Below are 22,897 nucleotides of genomic sequence, written 5' to 3' on the forward strand. Positions count from 1 at the left end.
GAGAAACAGTTTCGCCTGATCTCAGGCTTTATTTCTCCATCTTGGAGAATATCCGATCATAGGCCGCAAGGAGCTGTCGCGCCGAGAAATCCCAGGACAGCGCATCGAGCACCCGCGCTCGGCCCAGCCGACCCATCGAACGCGCGCGCTCGGGCGCCTCGATCAGCGCCGCGATCCGGGCGGCGAAGTCCTTCGGATCGTTGGCACGTGCATAAAGCGCGGCCTCCCCTGCAGAGGCCCGCCCTTCGGTCAGGTCGAACTGCACCAAAGGCTTCTCGAGCGTCATGTATTCCATGACCTTGTTCATGGTGGAAATGTCGTTCATCGCGTTTTTCGGATCGGGCGCGACGCCGATATCGATCGCATTCATCGCCGCGAGCATATCCTCCCCGTAAAGCGGGCCGGTGAAGGTGAAAGACTCGCTCAGGCCCCGCGCGGCGACGTCGGCCTCCACGTTAGGCAGTTCGGGGCCGAAGCCCACGATCACCACATGTAGATCGGTATGGCCGAGTTTGCGCACCAGATGCTCCACCGCCTGAACCAGAAGGTCCATCCCCTCCTGCTGCCCGATCACGCCGATATAGCCAAGCACGGTCTTCGCGCCCCTGCGGTAGGCGGGATCGCCGGGTCCGGGCAGGAAGGTCTCGACACGAGGGGCGGAGCGGACGACGAAGACGTCCTCGGGGGCCATGCCACCGCGGGTGATCGCGATCTTGCGGAAGCTCTCATTGGTGGCCATCGAAACCGAGGCGCTGGCGAAGGTGATCCGCTCCCAGATGCGCATCACGGCCCAGAGGAGCCCCTTCTTGCCGAACTTGGCCTCGAACAGCTCCGGGCAGACGTCGTGGTGGTCGAACATGTAGCGCACGCCCGAGAGGCGATAGCGCCAGGCCAGAAGCCAGATCAGATCAGGGGGGTTGCAGCCTTGGATCACGTCGAAGCCGCGCTCGCGTTTCACCTGTTTCGCCAGCCGGAACCACGCCTTGATCGCGTGCCAGTATTCCCGCGCATAGGCGACCGCGCCGGAATGGGCTTCGGGTGGTGCGGGATGGCGGTAGATATGGATGCCCTCGATCTCTTCATAAGCCGCGTCCCAGCCGCGCCCCATCGGACAGATCACCGAGACCTCGTAGCCCGCCGCGCGCAATGTCGTGGCCTCCAGCCAGACCCTGCGATCCAGCGGCACCGGCAGGTTCTCCACCACGATCAGAATGCGTCTCGCCATGCCGCTTAAGACCCGCCCTTGCCACGGGGGCGGTTTGCCGCCCATTTTTATGTGAGCCCCTTTCGCTCACGTCTTGCGACGGTTATGTCCCAGCCACGCGTTGGTTTCCACCCCGCATAACTCCGGATTTCCCCATATGTTGCGCTCTCTACTCTCCCGTCTCAAACCAGAGACCGCTCCCTCCTCGGCACCCAATGGTCTGCCCCGTCCGGAGGCGCCGATCTGCGTGATCGGGGACCTTCACGGCCGCGCAGATCTCTTGGCCAAGATGTTCGAGCGGATCGGGCAGGAACCGGAAGGCGCAAAGGCCCGGATCATCACGCTCGGCGACATGATCGACCGCGGCCCGAATTCGGCGCGGGTGCTCGCGACGCTGCACGCGGCGCAGCTTGCCAACCCCTCGCGGATGATCTGTCTGATGGGCAATCACGAGCGGATGATGCTCGATTTCCTGCTCGCGCCCGACGCACGCACGGCCGGTTGGCTGCGCGTCGGTGGGGCGCAGACGCTGCAAAGCTATGGCATCGCGCCGCCCGATCCCAACGAGACCGATCTCGAGGTGCTCGACGCGGTGCGGATGGATCTCGCGCGTGCGCTGGGGCCCGATCTGCTGGCCTGGCTCGATGCGCGGCCCGCGATGTGGCGCGAGGGGCGGTTCGCCGCGACCCATGCCGGGGCCGATCCCTATCACCCGATGGAACGCCAAAGCCGCGATGCGCTGCTCTGGGGCCATCCCCGTTTCGGACAGATGACCCGGCGCGACGGGGTCTGGATCGCATTCGGCCATTGGGTCGTCGATCAACCCATGGCCGATCAGGGCCGCATTGCAGTTGATACCGGCGCCTATGAAACCGGGCTCCTGAGCGCGGCATGGCTCGACAAGGGCGGGCTGCGCTTCCTGCAAGTCGCGAATTGAACCAAGACGGGCGCCCCGATGGGAGCGCCCGTTGGCAGGTTACAAGCCGTCTCTCTCTCTCGCAACCGGTGTCGGAATTATTTGCCCGTCTGGCGCAATACCACGGCGACGGTCATCAGGCAGAGCCACAGATCGGTCAGCAGCGACAGTTTCGCGTAGTAGCGTTCGTCGAAGCGCACACGGTCCACGAAGGCGGTGGTCGAACGCCCGGCGACCTGCCACAGCCCGGTGATGCCGGGGCGCATCTTGTAATAGGCCCGGCCCATGGCGCCTTTGTAGCTAGCCTCCTGATCGAGCATGAAGGGGCGCGGCCCCACAAGGCTCATCGAACCGAAGAGCACGTTGAAGAACTGCGGCAGCTCATCGAGGCTGGTGCGGCGCAGGAAGCGGCCGATACGCGTGATCCGCGGATCGTCGTCGAGCTTCTGGTTCACCGACCATTCCAGCGCAAGCGCCGGGTTTTCGTTGCACATACGCACGAGCTGCGCCTCGGCATCGACATGCATGGTGCGCAGCTTGTAGCAGCGGAACCGCTTGCCGCCCTGCCCGACGCGTATCTGCGAATAGAAGGCGGGACCGCCATCGGCGCGCACTGCGAGCGCCAGAAGCGCGATCAGCGGCAGCAGAACCGGAAGGATCGCGACCACGGCGAAAATGTCGAACAGGCGCTTTCCCATGCCTTCGTAGCGCAGAATACGCGCTCCTGTCCGGGTCGCGCCCGTCGCATTTGCCAGTTCGAAGTTGGTCGAGAGATCCGACATTTTCTTCCCTATTGACTGCCTCAAAGTGCGAACTTTCGAGCCCGCTTTTCTTTAACCCGGTTTTTACCTTTGATTCGTCCATAATTGTGACGAAAGCCGCCAATTGTTGCGGCTCCGGCCCATAAACGGATCTCGACAAAAAATCACAAGTCGTTGATCACCGTTTTTTATCTTGTTGTTTTATATGTTACATTTCTTCCTAACTGCGGCAATCCGCAGCCTCTCTGCACTCGCGCATAAGGCGAATAGCGCTACGCAGCCCTTAGGTAACCTTTGGTTAAAGACTTATAAAACCGGACGCCTGCGTCGCCCCGCCGCCATGGCGGAATTTTCGCCCCCTCTTGATCCCGCGGCGCAATTGCCCATATCGGCTGGGAAGATGTTATGGAGATTAACATGACCCGAGACGATGCCCGCGCGCTCTATATCGAGCAGCGCGTCGCGAATGAGAAGAAGTCGGCCCTGCTGGGCTATGTGCTGTGGTTCATGCTGCCCATGCTTGGCGTGCACCGGATGTATATGGGGCGCGTCTTCTCCGGCGTGGTGATGCTGGCGCTGACCGGGATCGGCACGCTTCTGTCGCCCATCCTGATCGGCTTCATCCCGCTCGGCCTTGCAGGCCTGTGGTGGCTGATCGACGCGCTGCTGATCCCCGGCATGGTCTCGCAGGATATGGCAGAGACGCGCTGGCGGCTGATGCAGGAAGCTTAATCTGCTTGCCGGATCGGGTGTTCGGCCAACGCCTGCGCCTGATCCGGGCTGAGGCTTTCCGGTCGCACGACCTGCGTGTGGATCGAGAAGACCACGGCATTCGTGCGCGGCAGCCGGAACAGGCATTGCCGCTCCACCCTAATATAAGGGGCGTCGGCGGGCGCGTGGGCGAATTCGTATTCAGAGCGCGGATCGTGCAGATGTGCGGCAGAGCGCGAGGCGGTGCCCCGCATCAGCCCCCTGCCCTCACGCACCCCATCGAGCAATCGCTGCACCCGTTTGCCGAGATCGTCGGTGTAGATCTCGATCGGCTCGTGAATGCGCATCATCGGGCGCATGAATTTCTCGCGCAGCGTCCAGCCCGAGGGAAAACACAGCACACCGCCGGTCAGCACATGCTCGGTATGGCCGAACGCGTCGGGGTCGGCTTCCATCAGGCATAGATCGCATTGCAGCAGCCGCCCGAGCGTGGCGAGCGGGTCCGTGCGATCCAGCGCGACCACCGCCCCATCGGGCCGCGTGACCGTCTCGGCACTGCAGGCAAATCCCAGCGCCGGAAGCATCGGCAGGATCAGATCGTAGAGTTCTTCCGCCGCAGGACGTCCGTGCTCCGACAGGCCCAGCACCAGATCGCGCGCCTCCCCGATCAGCCGGTCGCGCAGGCCCATCTGGGCGGCGTAGGCATCATCGACCTCAAGCCAATCTTCATATGTCACCGGGATCACACCCGGCAGCCGCCGCGTGCGTGGATCGGCCCAGGGCGCGAAGCTCAGGCGGTTTTGCAGGATCGGTGTGGCGACAAGGTCTTTCATCCCCGCAGATTGCCGCGCGCCGCGGCCCTCGACAAGAGGCCCTCGTCAGGGCGGCCCCGCGCTGCGCACATAGTCCGAGATCATCTCGTAATCCTTGCGCGGCCCCTGCACCCGCCAGATCGCCCGCCATGCGGGCCAGGCCTCGAAATCGTAGCTGACGCGGTAGTCATCGGGATCGCACCAATGGCTTGCGGTGGGCTTCAGTGGATCGAAGCTGTGGAAAGGCCGCCCATCCTCGAACGCGACCGCGATCTGCCCCGCCTCCAGCCGCCAGAAATAGCTGCGCTCGGCATGAAAGCTCTGGCCGCCCGGCATCATCAACTCGCCGCTCTCGCGATAATGCAACCCGACCCCTTCGGGCGCGAAACTGGCGCGGCCCTCGAACCGGGCCTCGGTGCCATCCGCATGCAGAATACGGCGCGTCAGCACCCAGTCCCCCTCGAAATCCGACAGCTGCGGCATTGGCTCTCCCTTGCCCCAAAGGCAGGTGCAGTCTAACAAGCGCGCAACCACACGCAATCAAGAGGCCGCCGATGATCCCGCGTTATGCCCGCAAAGAGATGGTCGACATCTGGGAACCCGCCACCAAGTTCAAGATCTGGTACGAGATCGAGGCGCATGCCTGCGACGCTCAGGCCGAGCTGGGCGTGATCCCGAAAGAGAATGCCGAGGCCGTCTGGAAGGCCAAGGATGTCGAATTCGACGTCGACCGCATCGACGAGATCGAAGCCGTCACCAAGCATGACGTGATCGCCTTCCTCACCCATCTGGCCGAGCACGTGGGCAGCGACGAAGCGCGCTTCGTCCATCAGGGCATGACCTCGTCGGATGTGCTCGACACCTGCCTCAACGTGCAGCTGGTACGCGCCGCCGATATCCTGCTGGCCGATCTCGACAAGGTTCTGGCCGCGCTGAAGAAGCGCGCCTACGAGCACAAGGACACGGTGCGCGTGGGCCGCTCCCACGGCATCCATGCCGAGCCCACCACGATGGGCCTGACCTTCGCGCGCTTCTACGCAGAGATGGACCGCAACAAGGCGCGCCTCGCGGCCGCCCGCGAAGAAGTCGCCACCGGCGCGATCTCGGGCGCTGTCGGCACCTTCGCCAATATCGACCCGCGCGTCGAAGAACATGTCTGCAAGATGCTGGGTCTGCGCCCCGAGCCGATCTCGACGCAGGTGATCCCGCGCGACCGTCACGCGATGTTCTTCGCGACGCTGGGCGTCATCGCCTCGTCGATCGAGAACGTCGCGATCGAAATCCGCCACATGCAGCGCACCGAAGTGCTCGAAGGCGCGGAATTCTTCTCGATGGGCCAGAAGGGCTCTTCGGCGATGCCGCACAAGAAGAACCCGGTCCTGACCGAGAACCTCACCGGCCTCGCCCGCCTCGTGCGGATGACCGTGATCCCGGCGATGGAGAACGTGGCGCTTTGGCACGAGCGTGACATCTCGCACAGCTCGGTCGAGCGCGGGATCGCCCCCGACGCCACCGTGACGCTGGACTTCGCGCTGAACCGTCTCGCCGGTGTCGTCGACAAGATGATTATATACCCCGAGAACATGCTGGAGAACATGAACAAGTTCCCCGGCCTTGTGATGAGCCAGCGCGTCCTGCTGGCGCTGACCCAGGCTGGCGTATCGCGCGAAGACGCCTATGCGATGGTGCAGCGCAATGCGCTGAAGGTCTGGGAAGACCGCGTCGATTTCCGCGAGCAGCTGCTGGCCGACAAGGACGTCGTGGCCGCGCTCGGCGTGGACGGCATCAACGAAAAATTCGACATGGGCTACCATACCAAGCATGTCGACACGATTTTTGCCCGCGTTTTCGGCGAATAATCGAGACCCAAGCCCGTTTCGCGCCGCCTATGTCGACAGACTATAGGCGGCGCGCGTGATTCGGGCTTACCCTAGGGCATCTGGCAAAGGGAGATTGCAGATGATCCGAACCATCCTTGCAGCCACCGTGCTGATCTTCGCCCCGCTCGTGGCTTCCGCCGAATGCTACGGCGATCATCAGGCCTCCATGTCCTGCCCGCAGGGCAAGGTCTGGGATAAGGACGCGAATGCCTGCGTCCTGCAATCCAGCTGACCGCTGAGACGGTAAGTCCGTCTTAACGTCCTCCGTGCAAAGCTGACCGCGAAACCGCATTGGCCGCCCGCGCGGCCGATGCCCAGCACGGAGGTTCTCGCGGTGAATGCGATCGCGCCCATGGCGCTCGGCCATATGCCCGGGTCCGACTCGGCCAGCGACAAAGCTGCCCGCCCCGGGCCGCTGTCGCGGCGCCAGAAAGCTGCGATCATCGTGCGGCTGCTCGCCTCCGAAGGGCTGAAACTTCCGCTGACGGAGTTGAGCGACGATCAACAGACCGAATTGACCGAGACCGTGGCGCAGTTGCGCCTCGTCGATCGCGACACCGTCGTCAGCGTGGTCGAGGAGTTCTGCGGAGAACTGGAGGCGGTCGGCCTCGCCTTCCCCGGTGGGCTGGAAGGGGCGCTGTCTCTGCTCGATGGGCAGCTTTCGCCCTCGGCGTCGAACCGACTGCGCCGACTGGCCCTCGGCTCCTCCCGGGGCGACCCGTGGCAGCGGATCGCGGGCCTCTCGGCAGAGGTACTTCTACCCGTGCTGGAAGGCGAAAGCGTCGAGGTGGGCGCCGTGATGCTGTCGAAGCTCTCGGTCGCGAAATCGGCGGAGCTGCTTGGTCTCCTGCCGGGAGAGAAGGCGCGCCGGATCGCCTATGCCGTCTCGCTGACCGGGAATGTCGCGCCGGAAACGGTGCTGCGCATCGGGCAGGCGCTTGCCGCGCAACTCGATGCCGCCCCACCGAAAGCCTTCGATTCCGGTCCTGTGGAAAGGGTCGGCGCGATCCTGAACTACTCCGCATCTGCGACCCGCGACGCGGTGCTCAAGGGGCTCGAGGAGGAGGACAAGACATTCGCCGACGAGGTGAAGAAGGCAATCTTCACCTTTGCCAACATCCCCGCCCGCATCGACGCGCGCGATATCCCGAAGGTGCTCCGAGTCGTCGATCAGGCGCAGCTGACCGTCGCACTTGCCGGGGCGACCGGGTCGCTTAAACCCTCGGCAGAGTTCATTCTCACGAACATGTCCCAACGCATGGCGCAATCGCTGCGCGACGAAATGGCGAATCTCGGCAAGGTGAAGGAGAAAGACGCCGAAGAGGCGATGAGCGCGGTCGTCGCCGCCATTCGGGAGATGGAAGCGGCGGGCGAGATATTCCTCGTCGCGGAGGATGAGGATTGAACGAAAGATTCTGTCGCAGAGTCCCGTCTGGCGAAGCCCTTCACCTCAAAGTCCCGCCCTGCCCCGAAATGTTATCGCAAACACCGCGTGTTTACGCTAACATACTGTTTCAAAACCTTTTCTCACTCTGCATGCAATGGTATCCAGCGCCGAAATCACGCGCTTCGGAGAGATCATCATGACCGTCACCATCGGCATCAACGGCTTCGGCCGCATCGGGCGCTGCACGCTCGCGCATATCGCGGAAGCCGCACGCAACGACGTGCAGGTCGTCAAGATCAACGCCACCGGCCCGATCGAGACCAACGCGCATCTCCTGAAATACGACTCCGTCCACGGCCGGTTCGGCGGACAGGTGAAAGTCGCGGGCAACACGCTCGACCTCGGGCGCGGCCCGATCGACGTGATGTCGACCTATGATCCGGAAGAACTCGACTGGGACGGCGTCGATGTCGTCCTCGAATGCACCGGCAAGTTCAACGCCCGCGACAAGGCCGCAGTCCACCTGGGTCGCGGCGCGAAGCGGGTGCTGGTCTCCGCGCCCGCGAGCGATGCCGACAAGACCGTCGTCTACGGCGTCAACCATCGCGAACTGACTCAGGCGCATCACGTCGTTTCGAACGGGTCGTGCACCACGAACTGCCTCGCCCCGCTCGCCAAGGTGCTCAACGACGCGATCGGCATCGAATCGGGCGTGATGACGACGATCCACTCCTATACCGGCGATCAACCCACGCTCGACCGCCGCCACAAGGATCTCTACCGCGCCCGCGCCGCCGCGATGGCGATGATCCCGACCTCGACCGGCGCTGCCAAAGCCTTGGGAGAAGTGCTGCCCGAGTTGAAGGGCCGACTCGACGGCACCGCGCTGCGCGTTCCGACCCCCAATGTTTCCGCAGTTGATTTGACCTTCGAGGCCCGCAAGTCCGTGACCCGCGAGGAGGTGAACGAGATCGTCCGCGAAGCCGCCGCCGGCTACATGGGCATGGTGCTGGGCTACGACCCCGAGCCGAAAGTCTCGATCGACTTCAACCACACCCAGCAATCCTCTATCTTCGCGCCGGACCAGACCAAGGTCGTGGGCAAGCTTGTCCGCGTCCTCGCCTGGTACGATAACGAGTGGGGGTTCTCCTGCCGGATGGCCGATGTGGCCGGGGCGATGGGGCGACTTGTGCATTGACGCGCCGGGCAAGGGCGCGCGAAGGGAATAGATGACCAATCGGATCGCGCTCTGGCTTGGAGGCCTCCTCATATTTCTCATTCTGGCGGATGTATTGGCCGATGACGGCCGGATCCTGCTCTTTCTGGCGAAAAAAATCGTCGATCTCGTTCAATATGTCGCGTTCTGGCGCTAGCTTCAGGGTGTAACCCCGTTGACCTTTGGCGCTGAACGCGCTTGTTAGCGTTAACGGAAGACCTGCCCGTGCAACTCCCTGCCGGGCAGCCAGCCAGAGGAGACGGATATGACGGTTAAAGTTGCCATCAACGGGTTCGGTCGCATCGGCCGCAACGTGCTGCGCGGGATCATCGAGTCGGGTCGCACCGATATCGAGGTGATCGCGATCAACGATCTCGGCCCGGTCGAGACGAACGCGCATCTGCTGCAATTCGACTCCGTGCACGGCAAATTCCCGCAGGAAGTCACGACCGGCGAAGACTGGATCGATGCTGGCCGCGGCAAGATCAAGGTCACCGCGATCCGCGACCCGAAAGAACTGCCCTGGGGCGATGTCGATGTCGCGCTGGAATGCACCGGTATCTTCACCGCGCGCGAAAAGGCAGCCTTCCACCTCGAGAACGGCTCGAAGCGGGTTTTGGTCTCGGCCCCGGCCAGCGGCGCTGACAAGACGATCGTGTTCGGTGTCAACGACGGCGCGCTGACCGCGGACGACCTCGTGGTCTCGAACGCGTCCTGCACCACGAACTGCCTCTCGCCGGTCGCGAAAGTCCTGAACGATGCGATCGGGATCGAGAAGGGCTTCATGACCACGATCCACAGCTACACCGGCGACCAGCCGACGCTGGACACGATGCACAAGGATCTCTACCGCGCCCGCGCCGCGGCACTGTCGATGATCCCGACCTCGACCGGCGCGGCCAAGGCCGTGGGCCTCGTGCTGCCGGAGCTCAACGGCAAGCTCGACGGCGTCGCGATCCGCGTGCCGACCCCGAACGTCTCGGTCGTCGATCTGGTCTTCGAAGCTGCGAAAGACACCAGTGTCGAAGAGATCAATAACGCGATCCGCGCCGCCGCGGACGGCCCGCTGAAAGGCATCCTCGGCTATACCGACAAGCCCAACGTCTCCAGCGACTTCAACCACGACCCGCATTCGTCGATCTTCCACATGGATCAGACCAAGGTGATGGAGGGCCGCATGGTCCGCATCCTGAGCTGGTACGACAACGAATGGGGCTTCTCCAACCGCATGGCGGATACCGCCGTCGCGATGGGCAAGCTGATCTGACGTGATCGGGGCGCTGCCCCGGCAAGGCGAAGATGACGAAGGGCGGTCCAAGTTGGGCCGCCCTTTTCGCGTTCACCTCTCACACACGGCTCACAGAGGGCGCACGGCCCCTCTCGGGCGCGCCGTGAGCCTTGATGCGTGGTGATAGAACCCTTTGAAATCGGGGACGTTTCAGGGTCATGGAGCGCGCCGCCCGGCGGCTCCGCCTTAGCTGAACCCCATCACGAAAGGGAATATCCCATGGAACGCAGCAAGAAATTCCTCGCCCTCGCCCTCTCCTCCGCGCTGATCGCGGGTCCCGCGGGCTTCGAGATGGCCTCCGCGGCCACGACGAATTCCAACAGCAATTCCGGGGGGAGCGCGATCCAGAGCAGCCAGAGCCAAAGTAATGACGCGGTCTCGCAGACCACGGCGAGTTCCACCGACAAGGAATTGCTGACCACGGTCGACGACGCTTACACCGCGATGCGCGAAGTACGCGCCGCGCGGCTGGCGATCTTCGACGGCAATACCGACATGGCGACGAAGATGACCAAGGACGCCACGGCGAAAATGCAGGCCGCCGAGAAAGCCGAGAGCCAATGGGGCGTGCCCTCGAAGGCTGGCACGAAAGGCGTGACCTACCTGCCCTTCGACAGCTCCATCGCGCTTGGCGAGAGCTTCACCGTGACGCCGGAGAACCAGAAGGCAGTCGGCAAGGCCAATCAGCAGATGGCGAAAGGCAATGCGAAGGCGGCGGCCAAGACGCTGAAGGATAACGATATCGATGTGTCGATCTCGGCGGCGTTGGTGCCCGCGAAGTCTTCGCTCACCCATCTGCAGGATGCGTCCAAGCTGATCAAATCGGGCAATTACTACGAGGCGAACCTCGCGCTGAAAGGCGTCGAGGATTCCGTCGTGATCGATCAATGGGGGCTCGACAACCTGCCGCAGCAGGCGGGCAACGCCTCCAAAGCATCCGCGAATGCGAGCGGCAGCACCCAGATGCAGCAGAAATCGCAGCAATCCGGCAAGTCAGCCTCGAAAGGCTGATCAGCGGTTGGCGTAAGCCTTGATCAAGGCATCGCGCACGGCGGGGGTGACGAATTTCGAAACATCCCCGTCGAGCCGCGCAATTTCCTTCACCAGTTTCGAAGCAATCGCCTGCCGCCGCGCATCGGCCATAAGGAACACCGTCTCGACCGAGGAATCGAGCGCGCGGTTCATTCCGACCATCTGGAACTCGTATTCGAAATCGGCCACCGCACGCAGCCCGCGCACGATCACGGTCGCGCCGACATCCTTGGCGCAATCGATCAGCAGGTTTTCGAAAGGATGCACGACGATCTCGCCGCCGCGGCGGTCGGTGATCTTGGCGCATTCTTCCTGAAGCATGGCGACGCGTTCCTCGAGCGGGAAAAGCGGCCCCTTGTCACGGTTGATCGCGACCCCGATCACGAGCCGATCCACCAGAGCCATCGCGCGCTCGATAATATCGAGGTGACCCAGCGTGACCGGATCGAAAGTTCCGGGGTAAAGACCGATCCGCATGGCATCCTCCCTCGTCGCCCGCCAAAAAGCTCAGCGCACGCAACTATATTGCGCAATCAAATGCAAGCGGGAAGGTGCTGCAATGCGGCATCAGTTGCCCATGATCATGCCCTGAAGCGACTCTTTCTCCATGTGAAGCTCGTTCAGGCGCGCCTTGACCACGTCGCCGATCGAGATCACACCGACCATCTTGCCATTTTCGCGCACCGGCATGTGGCGGAAACGGCCCTCGGTCATAAGGCTCATCACCTCTTCGGTACTGTCCATCGGGGCGCAGTGCTTGACGTCACGGGTCATGACATCCGCGGCCGTCATCACCAGACACTCCGCACCGCGCTTGGCGATCTCGCGCACGACATCGCGCTCCGAGACGATCCCGTCCACGGTTTCGCCATCCTGCGAGACGATCACCGCACCGATGCGTTTCGAGGCAAGCTTGGCGATTACCTCGCTCAGCTTCATGTCCGGGGCGACGGTAAAAATTTCCATCTCGCCCTTGTTCTTGAGAATCTGCATCACCTGCATCGACGTCTCCCTGAAAAGGTCGTGTAGACTCGAGCGTCCCACTGCTTTCATAGATTTGTCAACGGCTTTGCGGTTCACGGGGCCAACAGTTATATTTCAACCGCAGCGTGTTCGAGCCGTGCAACCTCATCGCGAAGCCCCTGCCCCAGCGCCTCCGCGAAGCGCGTCAATCGCTCGGAACGGCGATCATCCGCGTGGCGGATCAACCAAAAGGCGCGGTTGAGCCGGATCTCGCCACCCAGCACCCGCTGCACCCCGGGGGCGAAGGGAAGCGCGAAATCATGCACGATCCCAACACCCGCACCTGCCTCGATCATCCGCGTCTGCACCGCCGCCGAGTTCGAGGCGAGCCCCATCACCTCTGCCTCGGTCTCGGCGAAATAGTCGAGTTCCTTGTCGAAGATCATGTCCGGGATGTAGCCGATCATCCGGTGATGACGGAGATCCTCCTTGCAGGTAATTGGCGGCGCTTTCGCGAGATAGTCGCGATGGGCGGCGAGGCTGAGATGATAATCGCTCAATTTTTGCACGGTCAGACGGCCCGCCGTCGGGCGCGATACCGCGATCGCCATATCCGCCTCACGCTTCGAGAGGTTGAAGACGCGCGGCAGGGCGACGACCTGAATCTCCAGCCCCGGATTTTCTTCGGCGATCTTCGCGCAGACCTGCGGTAGAAGGTAATTCGCGCAGCCATCGGGCGCGCCGATCCTCAGCTGGCCGGTCAACTGGCCCGCGATCCCGGACATTTCCTCGTCCGCGCCCGCAAAGACCTGCTCCGCCGCTTCGGCATGCGGCAGGAGCCGATCCCCGGACTCGGAAAGCGCATAGCCCTGCGGCGACTTCACGAAAAGCTTCGCGCCCATCCCCTCTTCGAGCCGCGCGATCCGACGCCCCACGGTGGCCGCGTCCAGCTTCAATCGCCGCCCCGCACCCGACAGGCTCTCGGCCCGCGCGACGGCAAGGAAAATCCGCAGATCGTCCCAATCCATACCACGCCCCTCTTTGCAAAAACGCAAAACGCTTTTGAGCTACTTCCTCTTTTATGCTCATTTTCGCAAGGCTAGAGTGCGCTCAAGCCAAGATTATCTGTAGGAGGAGCGTCTCATGGAAGAAATCGGTCACTGGATCAACGGCAAGCGCGTTGCGGGCACTTCGGGCCGCTTCGGCGAAGTCTTCAACCCCGCTACCGGCGAGCAGATCGCCAAGGTCGCACTGGCCACCCCGGCCGAGCTCGACGCAGCGATCGCGGACGCCGCGAAAGCGCAGCTGGAGTGGCAGAAGGTCAACCCGCAGCGCCGCGCCCGCGTGATGATGAAATTCGGTCAGCTGATCGAACGCGACATGGACAAGCTCGCCGAGGCTCTGTCGAAAGAGCACGGCAAGACCATCCCCGACGCGAAGGGCGACGTGCAGCGTGGCCTCGAAGTGATCGAGGTCTGCATGGGCGCGCCGGCGATGCTCAAGGGCGAATACACGGGCGACGCAGGCCCCGGTATCGACCTCTACTCGATGCGTCAGCCGCTGGGCGTCGTGGCCGGTATCACGCCGTTCAACTTCCCCGCCATGATCCCGCTCTGGAAGATGGGCCCGGCGCTGTCGGCCGGTAACGCGATGATCCTAAAGCCGTCCGAGCGCGTGCCGACCACCGCGATCATGCTCGCTGAACTGGCGCAGGAAGCCGGTCTTCCCGATGGCGTGCTGCAGGTCGTCAACGGCGACAAGGAAGCTGTGGACACGATCCTCGATCACGAGACGATCCAGGGCGTTGGCTTCGTGGGCTCGACCCCGATCGCGCAATACATCTACGGTCGCGCCGCCACCAACGGCAAGCGCGCGCAGTGCTTCGGCGGTGCGAAGAACCACATGATCATCATGCCCGATGCGGACATGGACAAGGCCGCCGACGCGCTGATCGGCGCGGGCTACGGCGCCGCTGGCGAGCGCTGCATGGCGATCTCGGTCGCGGTTCCGGTGGGTGACGGCACGGCGGATGCGCTGGTCGAGCGTCTCGTGCCGAAAATCGAGAAGCTGAAAGTCGGCCCCTATACCGGCGGCGACGACGTGGACTACGGTCCGGTCATCACCAAGCAGGCGCAGGAGCGGATCAAGTCGCTCATCAATTCGGGTGTCGAGCAGGGTGCGAACCTCGTGGTCGATGGCCGCGACTTCTCGCTGCAGGGTTATGAGGACGGCTTCTTCGTCGGCCCGTCGCTCTTCGACAACGTCACCCCCGACATGGACATCTACAAAGAGGAAATCTTTGGCCCGGTCCTGTCGATGGTGCGCACGAAGTCCTATGACGAGGCGCTCGATCTGGTGGTCGACAACCCCTATGGCAACGGCACCGCGATCTACACCGCCGATGGCGACGTCGCTCGCGACTTCGCGGCGAACGTCAATGTCGGCATGGTCGGCATCAACTTCCCGATCCCGGTTCCGCTGAGCTACTACACCTTCGGCGGCTGGAAGAAGTCGGCCTTCGGCGACCTCAACCAGTACGGCCCGGACGCCTTCCGCTTCTACACCAAGACCAAGACCGTCACGGCGCGCTGGTTCTCGGGCATCAAGGACGAAGGCGCAGCGCTCAACTTCAAAGCGCTCGACTGATCTTGAGACGGGCGGTTTGCGAACCGCCCTCCCCCACACATAGGAAAACGCCCCGCCGATCGGCGGGGCGTTTTTCGTCGGCCTTATCGACGCGGCTCAGTCGATATCCCAATCATCCTCATGCGAGGCCCCGCCCAACGCCAGCCAGTCGGCACGCACACGTGCCACGCGGCTGTCCCCCCAGGTGCGAAAGACGATCACGAAGCCCTCGGGCGTGACGCCGTCGCTCGAGATATCCATCCGCGAATTGTGCTTGCTGTCCACGTCCCACATCGACAGGGAGACCTGCACCATCGGGGTCGCGCGGAACGGCTCGGGGAAGGCGACCTTCTTGCGCAACTCGCGCGGGCCCTCGCCCGTCCACATGGCGCCGCCATCCTGAAAATCGGAGAACAGCACGAGCGAGCCGCGTTGCATTCCCAGACGGTGGCTTTCGATCGTGATCATCGCGAGAGGGCCTTTTCCTTTCAACCTGAGGCAGAGCTTACTCGAACTGCAGGCAATAAAAAGCCCCGGAAAATCCGGGGCTTCCTAAATCTTATCGCGAAAGCTCTCAGCCCAGCATATGCGAGCCGAGGGCCTCCATGTCGGCCAGAAGCTTCGCGGTCATGTCGGCCACCGAAGGATGCGCCTCGTCATGGACGCGACGGGCTTCCTCGATGAGGCGCTCGTGCACTTCCTTGGTGAACTCTTCCGCAGGCAGCGAACGTTCGGCCAGAACCGTGATCCCCTCGGGGGTGATCTCGGCGAAGCCACCCGTCACCGCGTAGCTCTGGGTTGCCGACCGCGTCACCATGGTCAGCTTTCCCGGACGCAGCGTGGTCAGCATCGGGGCGTGGCCCGGCATGACCGTGAGGTCACCATCCGCGCCGGGCACCATGACCTCGACCGCCGCCTCTTCCGAGGCCAGCTTGCGCTCGGGCGCAACGAGATCGAATTGCATCGTGTCGGCCATAATGCCTCCTTACGCCGCAGCGGCGAGTTTCTCGGCTTTCGCTTTCACGTCCTCGATGCCGCCAACCATGTAGAAGGCCGCTTCGGGCAGGTGATCGTATTCTCCTGCAACAACCGCCTTGAACGACGCGATGGTGTCTTCGAGCGGAACCTGAACGCCGTCCGAACCGGTGAACACTTTCGCAACGTCGAAGGGCTGCGAGAGGAAACGCTGGATCTTACGGGCACGTGCCACGGTCAGCTTATCCTCTTCAGACAGTTCGTCCATGCCGAGGATGGCGATGATGTCCTGCAGAGCCTTGTAGCGCTGAAGGATCTCCTGCACCTGACGCGCGACCTTGTAGTGCTCTTCGCCGACGATGCCCGGATCGAGGATACGCGAGGACGAGTCCAGCGGGTCCACGGCCGGGTAGATGCCGAGTTCCGAAATCGCACGCGACAGAACGGTCGTGGCGTCAAGGTGGGCGAAGGTGGTCGCCGGAGCCGGGTCGGTAAGGTCGTCAGCCGGAACGTAGACGGCCTGGATCGAGGTGATCGAGCCGGCTTTGGTCGAGGTGATGCGTTCCTGCATCGCGCCCATGTCGGTGGCCAGCGTCGGCTGGTAGCCCACTGCCGAGGGGATGCGGCCCAGAAGTGCCGACACCTCGGAACCCGCCTGCGTGAAGCGGAAGATGTTGTCCACGAAGAACAGAACGTCGGTACCCGACTGGTCGCGGAACTGCTCTGCCAGGGTCAGACCGGTCAGAGCGACGCGCGCACGCGCACCCGGAGGCTCGTTCATCTGGCCGTAGACCAGTGCCACCTGCGAGCTCGACAGATCGTCGGGCTTGATGACGTTGGATTCGATCATCTCGTGATAGAGGTCGTTCCCTTCACGGGTCCGCTCGCCCACACCGGCGAACACGGAGTAACCCGAGTGCACCTTCGCGATGTTGTTGATCAGCTCCATGATCAGAACGGTCTTGCCGACGCCAGCGCCGCCGAACAGGCCGATCTTACCGCCCTTGGAGTAGGGTGCGAGCAGGTCGATGACTTTGATGCCGGTCACGAGAATTTCCGAGGACGTCGCCTGAGCTTCGAAGTTCGGCGCGGGCTGGTGGATGGCACGGGTTTCTTCCGCTTCCACGGGACCCTTCTCGTCCACGGGCTCACCGATCACGTTCAGGATGCGGCCGAGCGTGGCGTTGCCGACCGGCACCGAGATCGGCTTGCCGGTGTTCTTCACTTCGGCGCCGCGCACGAGGCCTTCGGTCGCGTCCATCGCGATGGTGCGCACCGAGTTTTCGCCGAGGTGCTGAGCCACTTCGAGAACGAGGCGCTTGCCGTTGTTCTCGGTTTCCAGCGCGTTGAGGATCGCAGGCAGCTCGCCGTCGAACTGCACGTCGACGACGGCGCCGATGACCTGGGTCACTTTACCATTGCTTGCCATGTCTGTTTTTCTCCGGTTCCGTCAGAGCGCCTCGGCGCCCGAAATGATTTCGATGAGTTCCTTGGTGATCGCGGCCTGGCGCGTGCGGTTGTATTCGATCGTCAGCTTGTCGATCATTTCGCCCGCATTGCGCGTCGCAGCGTCCATCGCGGACATCCGCGCACCTTGTTCCGAGGCACCGTTCTCCAGCAGAGCCGTGAAGATCTGCGTCGCGACCCCACGCGGCAGCAGGTCGGTGAGGATCTGCGTCTCGCTGGGTTCGTAGTCGTAATTCACGCTCGGCGTTTCTTCGCCCTCTTCCGGTTCGTAGGAAGCGGGGATGATCTGCTTCGCGGTCGGGCGTTGCGCGATCACGCTCTCGAAGAGCGAGAAGAAGATCGTCGCGACGTCGAACTCGCCCTTGTCGAAGCGGCCGATCAGGTCGCGGGCGATCTTCTGCGCGTCGTCATAGCTCAGGCGCTTGACGTCGCTCAGATCGACATGGCCGATGAAGTACTGACCGTATTCACGGCGCAGCGCATCGCGGCCTTTCTTGCCGACGGTGATGATCTTCACCTCTTTGCCCTCGGCCAGCAGCTTGTCAGCCGTCTGGCGCGCGAGCTTCGCAATATTGGCGTTGAAGCCACCGCACAGGCCGCGTTCGGCGGTCATGACCACCAGAAGCTGCACCCGGTCCGAACCGGTCCCCGAGAGCAGGCGCGGCGCATTGTCCGATCCCTGCACCGAGGCCGCGAGCCCGGCCATCACGGAGTGCATCCGCTCGGCATAGGGGCGCGCAGCCTCCGCCGCCTCTTGGGCGCGGCGGAGTTTCGCGGCGGCGACCATTTGCATCGCCTTGGTGATCTTCCGCGTGTTCTTGACGCTTCCGATCCGGTTTTTGAGGTCCTTAAGGCTGGGCATGTCCCTGTCCTTTCAGGCCAATCACGCGTAGGTCTTGGCGAATTCGTCGATAGCGGCTTTCAGCTTGTCGGCCGCGTCACCCTTGATCTTCGGATCCTCGTTCGTGAGCCAGTCGAGGATGTCCTTGCGCGAGTTGCGCAGGTAATCCAGCAGACCCTGTTCGAACTTGCCAACCTCGGACACCGGGATGTTATCGAGATAGCCGTTGGTCCCCGCGAAGATGACCGCAACGATTTCCGCGTTGGTGAGCGGCGAATACTGCGGCTGCTTCATCAGCTCGGTCAGGCGCGCACCACGGTTCAGCAGCTTCTGGGTTGCGGCGTCGAGATCCGAGCCGAACTGAGCGAAGGCCGCCATTTCGCGATACTGTGCGAGTTCCAGCTTAACCGGGCCTGCAACGGTCTTCATCGAGTTCGTCTGAGCCGACGAGCCGACGCGCGACACCGACAGACCGGTGTTCACGGCGGGACGGATACCTTGGTAGAACAGTTCCGTCTCGAGGAAGATCTGACCGTCGGTGATCGAGATCACGTTGGTCGGAATGAAGGCCGACACGTCGCCGCCCTGGGTTTCGATGACCGGCAGAGCGGTCAGCGAACCGGCGCCGAAGTCCTCGTTCAGCTTCGCCGAACGCTCCAGCAGGCGGGAGTGCAGGTAGAACACGTCGCCCGGGTAAGCTTCGCGGCCCGGCGGACGACGCAGCAGCAGCGACATCTGACGATAAGCGACAGCCTGCTTCGAGAGGTCATCATAGATGATCAGCGCGTGCATGCCGTTGTCGCGGAAATATTCGGCCATCGCGGTCGCGGTGTAGGGCGCGAGGTACTGCATCGGCGCGGGGTCCGACGCGGTCGCGGCGATCACGGTGGTGTATTCGATCGCACCGGTCTCTTCGAGCTTCTTCACCAGCTGCGCCACGGTCGAGCGCTTCTGGCCGATCGCGACGTAGAAGCAGTGCAGCTTGTTGCTGGGATCGGCGTCGTTATACGACTTCTGGTTCAGAATGGTGTCGAGCGCGATTGCGGTCTTGCCGGTCTGACGGTCGCCGATGATCAGCTCGCGCTGGCCACGGCCGATCGGGATCATAGCGTCAACCGACTTGAGGCCGGTCGCCATCGGCTCGTGAACCGATTTACGCGGGATGATGCCCGGAGCTTTCACGTCGGCGACGCGACGCTCTTTCGCTTCGATGGCGCCTTTGCCGTCGAGCGCGTTGCCGAGACCGTCGACCACGCGGCCGAGCAGCGCTTCACCGACCGGCACGTCCACGATGGAGTTCGTGCGCTTGACGGTGTCGCCTTCTTTGATGTCCTGGTCCGAACCGAAGATCACGACGCCGACGTTGTCGGTTTCGAGGTTCAGTGCCATCCCGCGGATACCACCGGGGAATTCGACCATCTCGCCGGCCTGGACGTTGTCGAGCCCGTAGACGCGCGCGATACCGTCGCCAACCGACAGCACGCGACCGACTTCGGCCACTTGGGCGTCCTGCCCGAAATTCTTGATCTGCTCCTTGAGGATCGCAGAAATCTCAGCTGCTTGGATGCCCATTTATCCGACCTCTTTCATGGCGTTCTTGAGAGAAGCGAGCTTCGAACGGATCGACGTGTCGACCATCCGCGAGCCCAGCTTTACGATCATGCCACCGATGAGGCTTTCATCGACGGCGGTGTTCAGTTTGACGGTCTTGCCCGTCTGGTTCTTCAGCACTTCGGCGAGTTTCTTGGCCTGCGCGGCGCTGAGCTCGTTGGCCGAGGTGACATCGGCGGTCACTTCGCCCTTCTCGTCCGCGATCAGGTCCGACAGCGCCTTGAGAAGCTGCGGCAGCACGAAGAGGCGACGCTTGGCACCCATCAGCTGCAGGCCATTAGACATCGGGTCCGACAGACCCATTTTCCCCGCCAGAGCGCCAATCGCGGCTGCCTGCTGGTCGCGCGTGTAGACCGGCGATGCGATCACCTCACGCAGCTCGGCAGAGCCCGCCAGCGCCTCCGACAGCGCGGAGACATCGGCTTCGAGCGCGGCGAGGGCATTTTCTTCGCGCGAGAGTTCAAAAATGGCCAGCGCATAGCGGCCGGCGATGCTTGCGGAAATCGAAGCTGGTTCGGACACGTCCACCCTTCCGATGCTTTTTTGCCCCGACCCGGAACAGGCCTTGGGGCGCTCCCCCGGCGCGCTTGAGACATGCCCTCCGCGCCGCTTATCGGGGAGGTCACTAGCAGAGCAATCCCCCCCTCGCAACCGTCTTGAGCACGAGAATGTGAGCAGAAGCCCCCCAATATGCCCTTCGTCGCGGGAAGGTGACAGGAAGAGGAGGATTTTGTGGGCGCTAACAGGAATTTGGAGCGCTCGGTCACGGATCGCTGTGCGGAAGTGATTCACCTCAATGCGCGTTGGTTGTCGGATAATTATTCCGCACCTGCGGCGGACGACCGAGAGTTGCGCCCCAGGGCGGTACGCGAACCTGAGTGTTGCGCGGCGACGTTCTGCCGCGCGCGAGGCGTTAACTCTGGCTCAAACCGGGTCCGTCGCCGGCTTCACCGCCCCTTCGAGAATCGAAAGCGGCTTGCGCACGCGCGCGCCCAGACCTGAATCGCGGCGCGCATGGACTTGCTTGGAGACCTCGAGCATCACCACCCCGGCGGCCAGCACGCCGGCGGCCTTGGTGCCCACGCGTTCCCACATAGCGGCCGAGCGCAGCCAGAAGCGGCGATGGCTCGGCGGGATATAGAGCGCACCGGTATGACGTTCGGGCACGAAGCCGGAACGGCGCGCGAGCTGGTCGAGCTGCCCCAGAGTGTAGGGCTTGCCGAAGCCGAAGGGCGTGGCTTCGCGCGGCGCCCAGAGCCCGGCCCGGTTCGGAACGATGAACATCGCCCTGCCCCCCGGGCCCAGCACCCGCCAGCATTCCTGCATCAGGGCCTCGGAATTGTCCGAGGTCTCCAGCCCATGCATCACGATCAGCCGATCCACCCGGCCCGTCTCCAGCGGCCAGCGCGCCTCGTCGCACAGGACAGAGACATTGGGCATGCCCGCTGGCCACGGCATCACGCCCTGCTCTGCCGGCATCAAGCCGATCACCCGGCGCGCGGGCTCTAGGTAAGGACGCAGCAGCGGCACCGCGAAGCCGTAGCCCGCCACCGTGAGCCCCGCCATCTGCGGCCCCGTCGCGGGCCACATCGAAATAACCCGGTCCCGGATTGCCCGCTGCGCCGCGCGGCCTAGCTGCGTCCGGTAGTAGAAATTCCGCAGGTCGAGTACGTCGAGATGCATTGCGCCTTTCGCTTCCTTCGGCTTAGCTATGTTCCAAGATAATCAAAGCGGTAGAAAACACCATGGCCGTTGAGCTTCTCATCATTCCCTGCCTCTCCGACAACTATGCCTATGTCGTGCATGAGGCGGCGACGGACACAACCACCGTGATCGACGTTCCAGAAGCGCCTCCGATCCTGAAGGCGCTGAACGAACGGGGCTGGAAAGCGAATCTCATCCTGCTGACACATCACCACGCCGATCACATCGACGGCGTTCAGGCGTTGTCGGCGGCGACGGGGGCGAAAATCGTCGGGGCCAAGGCGGATGCGCATCGCCTGCCCAAGCTCGATCAGGAGGTCTCGCCGGGCGAGAAACTCGCGATCGGGATGGAGCATGTCGAAATTCTTGCCGCTGACGGCCACACGGTCGGCCATATCGCCTATTACTTCCCCGAAGGCGGCCTGCTGTTCTCCGGCGACAGCCTGATGAGCTGGGGCTGCGGAAGGCTCTTCGAAGGCTCGGCGCAACAGATGTTCGACACGCTGAGCCGGTTCTGCGAACTGCCCGACGATACACTGGTCTGTTCGGGGCACGAATATACCGAGGCGAACGGTCGCTTTGCGCTCTCGATCGAGCCGGAGAATCCGAACCTTCTTGCGCGGATGGAAGATGTTCGCGCCACCCGCGCCCAGTCCCGGCCCACGGTTCCGGTCGAACTGGCACTCGAGAAGACCACCAACCCGTTCCTGCGCGGCACCGATCCGCAACTGCGCGACGCGCTCGGCCTGCCCGAGAGCGCGTCACCCGTCGAGGTTTTCACCGAAGCCCGCGCCCGCAAGGACCGGTTCTGAACCTCACCGCCGCGCATCGCGCAACACGCTCAGCGCCAACGCGGCGAGCACCGTCCCCATCGCCCAGCATTGCACCCGCATCCAGAGCGGGCGCGTCGCGAGGAACCGGGCCATTGCGCCTGCGCCGATCACGATGGCGACATTCACGCTCACCGAGATCACGATCTGCACCGCGCCAAGCGCCAGAGATTGCGCCAGCACCGATCCGGCTGCGGGGTCGATGAATTGCGGCAGCAGCGACAGATAGATCACCGCGATCTTGGGATTGAGCAGGTTGGTGACGAACCCCATCAAGAACAGCTTGCGCGGCCCGTCGACCGGCAACTCGCGCGTCTCGAAGGCAGAGCGCCCGCCCGGTCGCACGGCCTGCCATGCCAGCCAGAACAGATAGAGCGCCCCGGCAATCCGCAGCGCGTCAAAGGCATAAGGCACGGCAAGAACGACTGCGGTGATCCCGAAGGCGGCACAGAGCATGTAAAAGACGAAGCCCAATGCCACCCCGCCCAGCGAGACCAGCCCCGCGCGCCGCCCTTGGCAGATCGTGCGTGAGACGAGATAGATCATGTTCGGACCGGGGCTCAGCACCATCGCAAGCGCCACGGCACCGAAAGCGAGCATATGTGAGAGTTCGGGCATGGCGGAACTTTCCGTTGGGTGCGGTCAGCTTAGCGAGCCTTCCTCACGCCACAAGC

At 63.2% G+C, this 22,897-nt stretch carries 26 protein-coding genes; 11 read left to right on the forward strand and 15 right to left on the reverse strand.

Annotated elements, in window-relative coordinates:
- Positions 1–28 precede the first annotated feature (28 nt).
- The gene (locus B6V73_RS09110) at positions 29–1,225 is read right to left on the reverse strand and encodes a glycosyltransferase family 4 protein (protein ID WP_088725067.1); all 1,197 of its coding nucleotides are present in this window, start codon (positions 1,223–1,225) and stop codon (positions 29–31) included.
- A gap of 226 nt (positions 1,226–1,451) precedes the next feature.
- On the opposite strand from B6V73_RS09110, the gene B6V73_RS09115 reads away from it, so the two are divergent.
- Positions 1,452–2,141 carry a metallophosphoesterase gene (locus tag B6V73_RS09115; protein ID WP_240497026.1) on the forward strand — a complete coding sequence of 230 codons (690 nt, stop codon included), beginning with the start codon at positions 1,452–1,454 and terminating at the stop codon, positions 2,139–2,141.
- Positions 2,142–2,218: 77 nt separating this feature from the next.
- Here B6V73_RS09115 and B6V73_RS09120 read toward each other — a convergent pair whose 3' ends face one another.
- Positions 2,219–2,902, reverse strand: coding sequence for a sugar transferase (locus tag B6V73_RS09120; RefSeq protein ID WP_088725068.1), 684 nt, complete (start codon positions 2,900–2,902; stop codon positions 2,219–2,221).
- 396 nt (positions 2,903–3,298) lie between these two features.
- On the opposite strand from B6V73_RS09120, the gene B6V73_RS09125 reads away from it, so the two are divergent.
- Positions 3,299–3,613: a TM2 domain-containing protein gene (locus B6V73_RS09125; RefSeq protein ID WP_075774515.1), complete on the forward strand. Its 315-nt coding sequence runs from the start codon at positions 3,299–3,301 to the stop codon at positions 3,611–3,613.
- Here B6V73_RS09125 and B6V73_RS09130 read toward each other — a convergent pair.
- Both B6V73_RS09130 and B6V73_RS09135 read right to left on the reverse strand, forming a co-directional pair.
- Positions 3,610–4,425, reverse strand: coding sequence for a DUF3445 domain-containing protein (locus B6V73_RS09130; RefSeq protein WP_088725069.1), 816 nt, complete (start codon positions 4,423–4,425; stop codon positions 3,610–3,612). The two genes, B6V73_RS09125 and B6V73_RS09130, sit on opposite strands and share 4 nt — an antisense overlap.
- 45 nt (positions 4,426–4,470) lie before the next feature.
- On the reverse strand, positions 4,471–4,887 hold the full coding sequence (locus tag B6V73_RS09135; protein ID WP_088725070.1) for a DUF6314 family protein: 417 nt from the start codon (positions 4,885–4,887) through the stop codon (positions 4,471–4,473).
- A 71-nt stretch (positions 4,888–4,958) separates the two neighbouring features.
- Here B6V73_RS09135 and purB point away from each other — a divergent pair, with 71 nt between their 5' ends.
- From purB to B6V73_RS09165, 7 genes are all read left to right on the forward strand, one after another.
- The gene (purB, locus tag B6V73_RS09140) at positions 4,959–6,263 is read left to right on the forward strand and encodes an adenylosuccinate lyase (RefSeq protein WP_075774513.1); all 1,305 of its coding nucleotides are present in this window, start codon (positions 4,959–4,961) and stop codon (positions 6,261–6,263) included.
- Positions 6,264–6,363: 100 nt separating this feature from the next.
- Complete coding sequence (locus B6V73_RS20770) at positions 6,364–6,516, forward strand: hypothetical protein (RefSeq protein ID WP_157771572.1); 153 nt, start codon at positions 6,364–6,366, stop codon at positions 6,514–6,516.
- A 135-nt stretch (positions 6,517–6,651) separates the two neighbouring features.
- Positions 6,652–7,689 carry a FliG C-terminal domain-containing protein gene (locus tag B6V73_RS09145; RefSeq protein WP_240497058.1) on the forward strand — a complete coding sequence of 346 codons (1,038 nt, stop codon included), beginning with the start codon at positions 6,652–6,654 and terminating at the stop codon, positions 7,687–7,689.
- Positions 7,690–7,867: 178 nt separating this feature from the next.
- On the forward strand, positions 7,868–8,869 hold the full coding sequence (gap, locus tag B6V73_RS09150) for a type I glyceraldehyde-3-phosphate dehydrogenase (protein ID WP_088725156.1): 1,002 nt from the start codon (positions 7,868–7,870) through the stop codon (positions 8,867–8,869).
- A gap of 31 nt (positions 8,870–8,900) precedes the next feature.
- On the forward strand, positions 8,901–9,044 hold the full coding sequence (locus tag B6V73_RS20775) for a hypothetical protein (RefSeq protein WP_088718884.1): 144 nt from the start codon (positions 8,901–8,903) through the stop codon (positions 9,042–9,044).
- Positions 9,045–9,152: 108 nt separating this feature from the next.
- Positions 9,153–10,154, forward strand: coding sequence for a type I glyceraldehyde-3-phosphate dehydrogenase (gene gap, locus B6V73_RS09160; protein WP_088725071.1), 1,002 nt, complete (start codon positions 9,153–9,155; stop codon positions 10,152–10,154).
- Between the two features lie 240 nt (positions 10,155–10,394).
- Positions 10,395–11,186: a YfdX family protein gene (locus B6V73_RS09165; RefSeq protein ID WP_088725072.1), complete on the forward strand. Its 792-nt coding sequence runs from the start codon at positions 10,395–10,397 to the stop codon at positions 11,184–11,186.
- Here B6V73_RS09165 and coaD read toward each other — a convergent pair whose 3' ends face one another.
- The 3 genes from coaD to B6V73_RS09180 form a co-directional block, all read right to left on the reverse strand.
- Entirely contained in the window at positions 11,187–11,684 is a 498-nt protein-coding gene (gene coaD / locus B6V73_RS09170) for a pantetheine-phosphate adenylyltransferase (protein WP_088721770.1), read from the reverse strand. It lies immediately after the preceding gene.
- A 90-nt stretch (positions 11,685–11,774) separates the two neighbouring features.
- Positions 11,775–12,209 (reverse strand): CBS domain-containing protein, encoded by a 435-nt coding sequence (locus tag B6V73_RS09175; protein ID WP_075774509.1) that lies wholly within the window; start codon positions 12,207–12,209, stop codon positions 11,775–11,777.
- A gap of 89 nt (positions 12,210–12,298) precedes the next feature.
- On the reverse strand, positions 12,299–13,198 hold the full coding sequence (locus tag B6V73_RS09180) for a LysR family transcriptional regulator (RefSeq protein WP_075774508.1): 900 nt from the start codon (positions 13,196–13,198) through the stop codon (positions 12,299–12,301).
- Positions 13,199–13,313: 115 nt separating this feature from the next.
- On the opposite strand from B6V73_RS09180, the gene B6V73_RS09185 reads away from it, so the two are divergent.
- A complete protein-coding gene (locus B6V73_RS09185) occupies positions 13,314–14,816 on the forward strand; it encodes a CoA-acylating methylmalonate-semialdehyde dehydrogenase (protein ID WP_075774507.1) in 1,503 nt (500 codons plus the stop codon).
- A gap of 96 nt (positions 14,817–14,912) precedes the next feature.
- On the opposite strand, the gene B6V73_RS09190 is transcribed toward B6V73_RS09185, so the two are convergent.
- The 7 genes from B6V73_RS09190 to B6V73_RS09220 form a co-directional block, all read right to left on the reverse strand.
- Positions 14,913–15,263 carry an H-type lectin domain-containing protein gene (locus B6V73_RS09190; protein WP_088725073.1) on the reverse strand — a complete coding sequence of 117 codons (351 nt, stop codon included), beginning with the start codon at positions 15,261–15,263 and terminating at the stop codon, positions 14,913–14,915.
- A gap of 106 nt (positions 15,264–15,369) precedes the next feature.
- On the reverse strand, positions 15,370–15,771 hold the full coding sequence (locus B6V73_RS09195) for a F0F1 ATP synthase subunit epsilon (protein ID WP_088718889.1): 402 nt from the start codon (positions 15,769–15,771) through the stop codon (positions 15,370–15,372).
- Between the two features lie 9 nt (positions 15,772–15,780).
- Entirely contained in the window at positions 15,781–17,199 is a 1,419-nt protein-coding gene (atpD, locus tag B6V73_RS09200) for a F0F1 ATP synthase subunit beta (RefSeq protein WP_075774504.1), read from the reverse strand.
- A gap of 21 nt (positions 17,200–17,220) precedes the next feature.
- Entirely contained in the window at positions 17,221–18,099 is an 879-nt protein-coding gene (locus B6V73_RS09205; RefSeq protein WP_075774503.1) for a F0F1 ATP synthase subunit gamma, read from the reverse strand.
- A 21-nt stretch (positions 18,100–18,120) separates the two neighbouring features.
- Positions 18,121–19,650 (reverse strand): F0F1 ATP synthase subunit alpha, encoded by a 1,530-nt coding sequence (atpA, locus tag B6V73_RS09210; protein ID WP_075774502.1) that lies wholly within the window; start codon positions 19,648–19,650, stop codon positions 18,121–18,123.
- Positions 19,651–20,211 carry a F0F1 ATP synthase subunit delta gene (locus B6V73_RS09215; protein WP_075774730.1) on the reverse strand — a complete coding sequence of 187 codons (561 nt, stop codon included), beginning with the start codon at positions 20,209–20,211 and terminating at the stop codon, positions 19,651–19,653.
- Positions 20,212–20,613: 402 nt separating this feature from the next.
- Complete coding sequence (locus B6V73_RS09220) at positions 20,614–21,372, reverse strand: methyltransferase domain-containing protein (RefSeq protein ID WP_088725074.1); 759 nt, start codon at positions 21,370–21,372, stop codon at positions 20,614–20,616.
- A gap of 62 nt (positions 21,373–21,434) precedes the next feature.
- On the opposite strand from B6V73_RS09220, the gene gloB reads away from it, so the two are divergent.
- Positions 21,435–22,205, forward strand: a complete 771-nt coding sequence (gene gloB / locus B6V73_RS09225; protein ID WP_075774500.1) for a hydroxyacylglutathione hydrolase — start codon at positions 21,435–21,437, stop codon at positions 22,203–22,205.
- 3 nt (positions 22,206–22,208) lie between these two features.
- Here gloB and B6V73_RS09230 read toward each other — a convergent pair whose 3' ends face one another.
- Positions 22,209–22,841 (reverse strand): LysE family translocator, encoded by a 633-nt coding sequence (locus B6V73_RS09230; protein WP_088725075.1) that lies wholly within the window; start codon positions 22,839–22,841, stop codon positions 22,209–22,211.
- Positions 22,842–22,897: the final 56 nt, after the last annotated feature.

Origin of the sequence: Thioclava sp. JM3 (genome assembly GCF_002213185.1) — a bacterium.
In the GTDB taxonomy this organism is placed as follows: domain Bacteria; phylum Pseudomonadota; class Alphaproteobacteria; order Rhodobacterales; family Rhodobacteraceae; genus Thioclava; species Thioclava nitratireducens.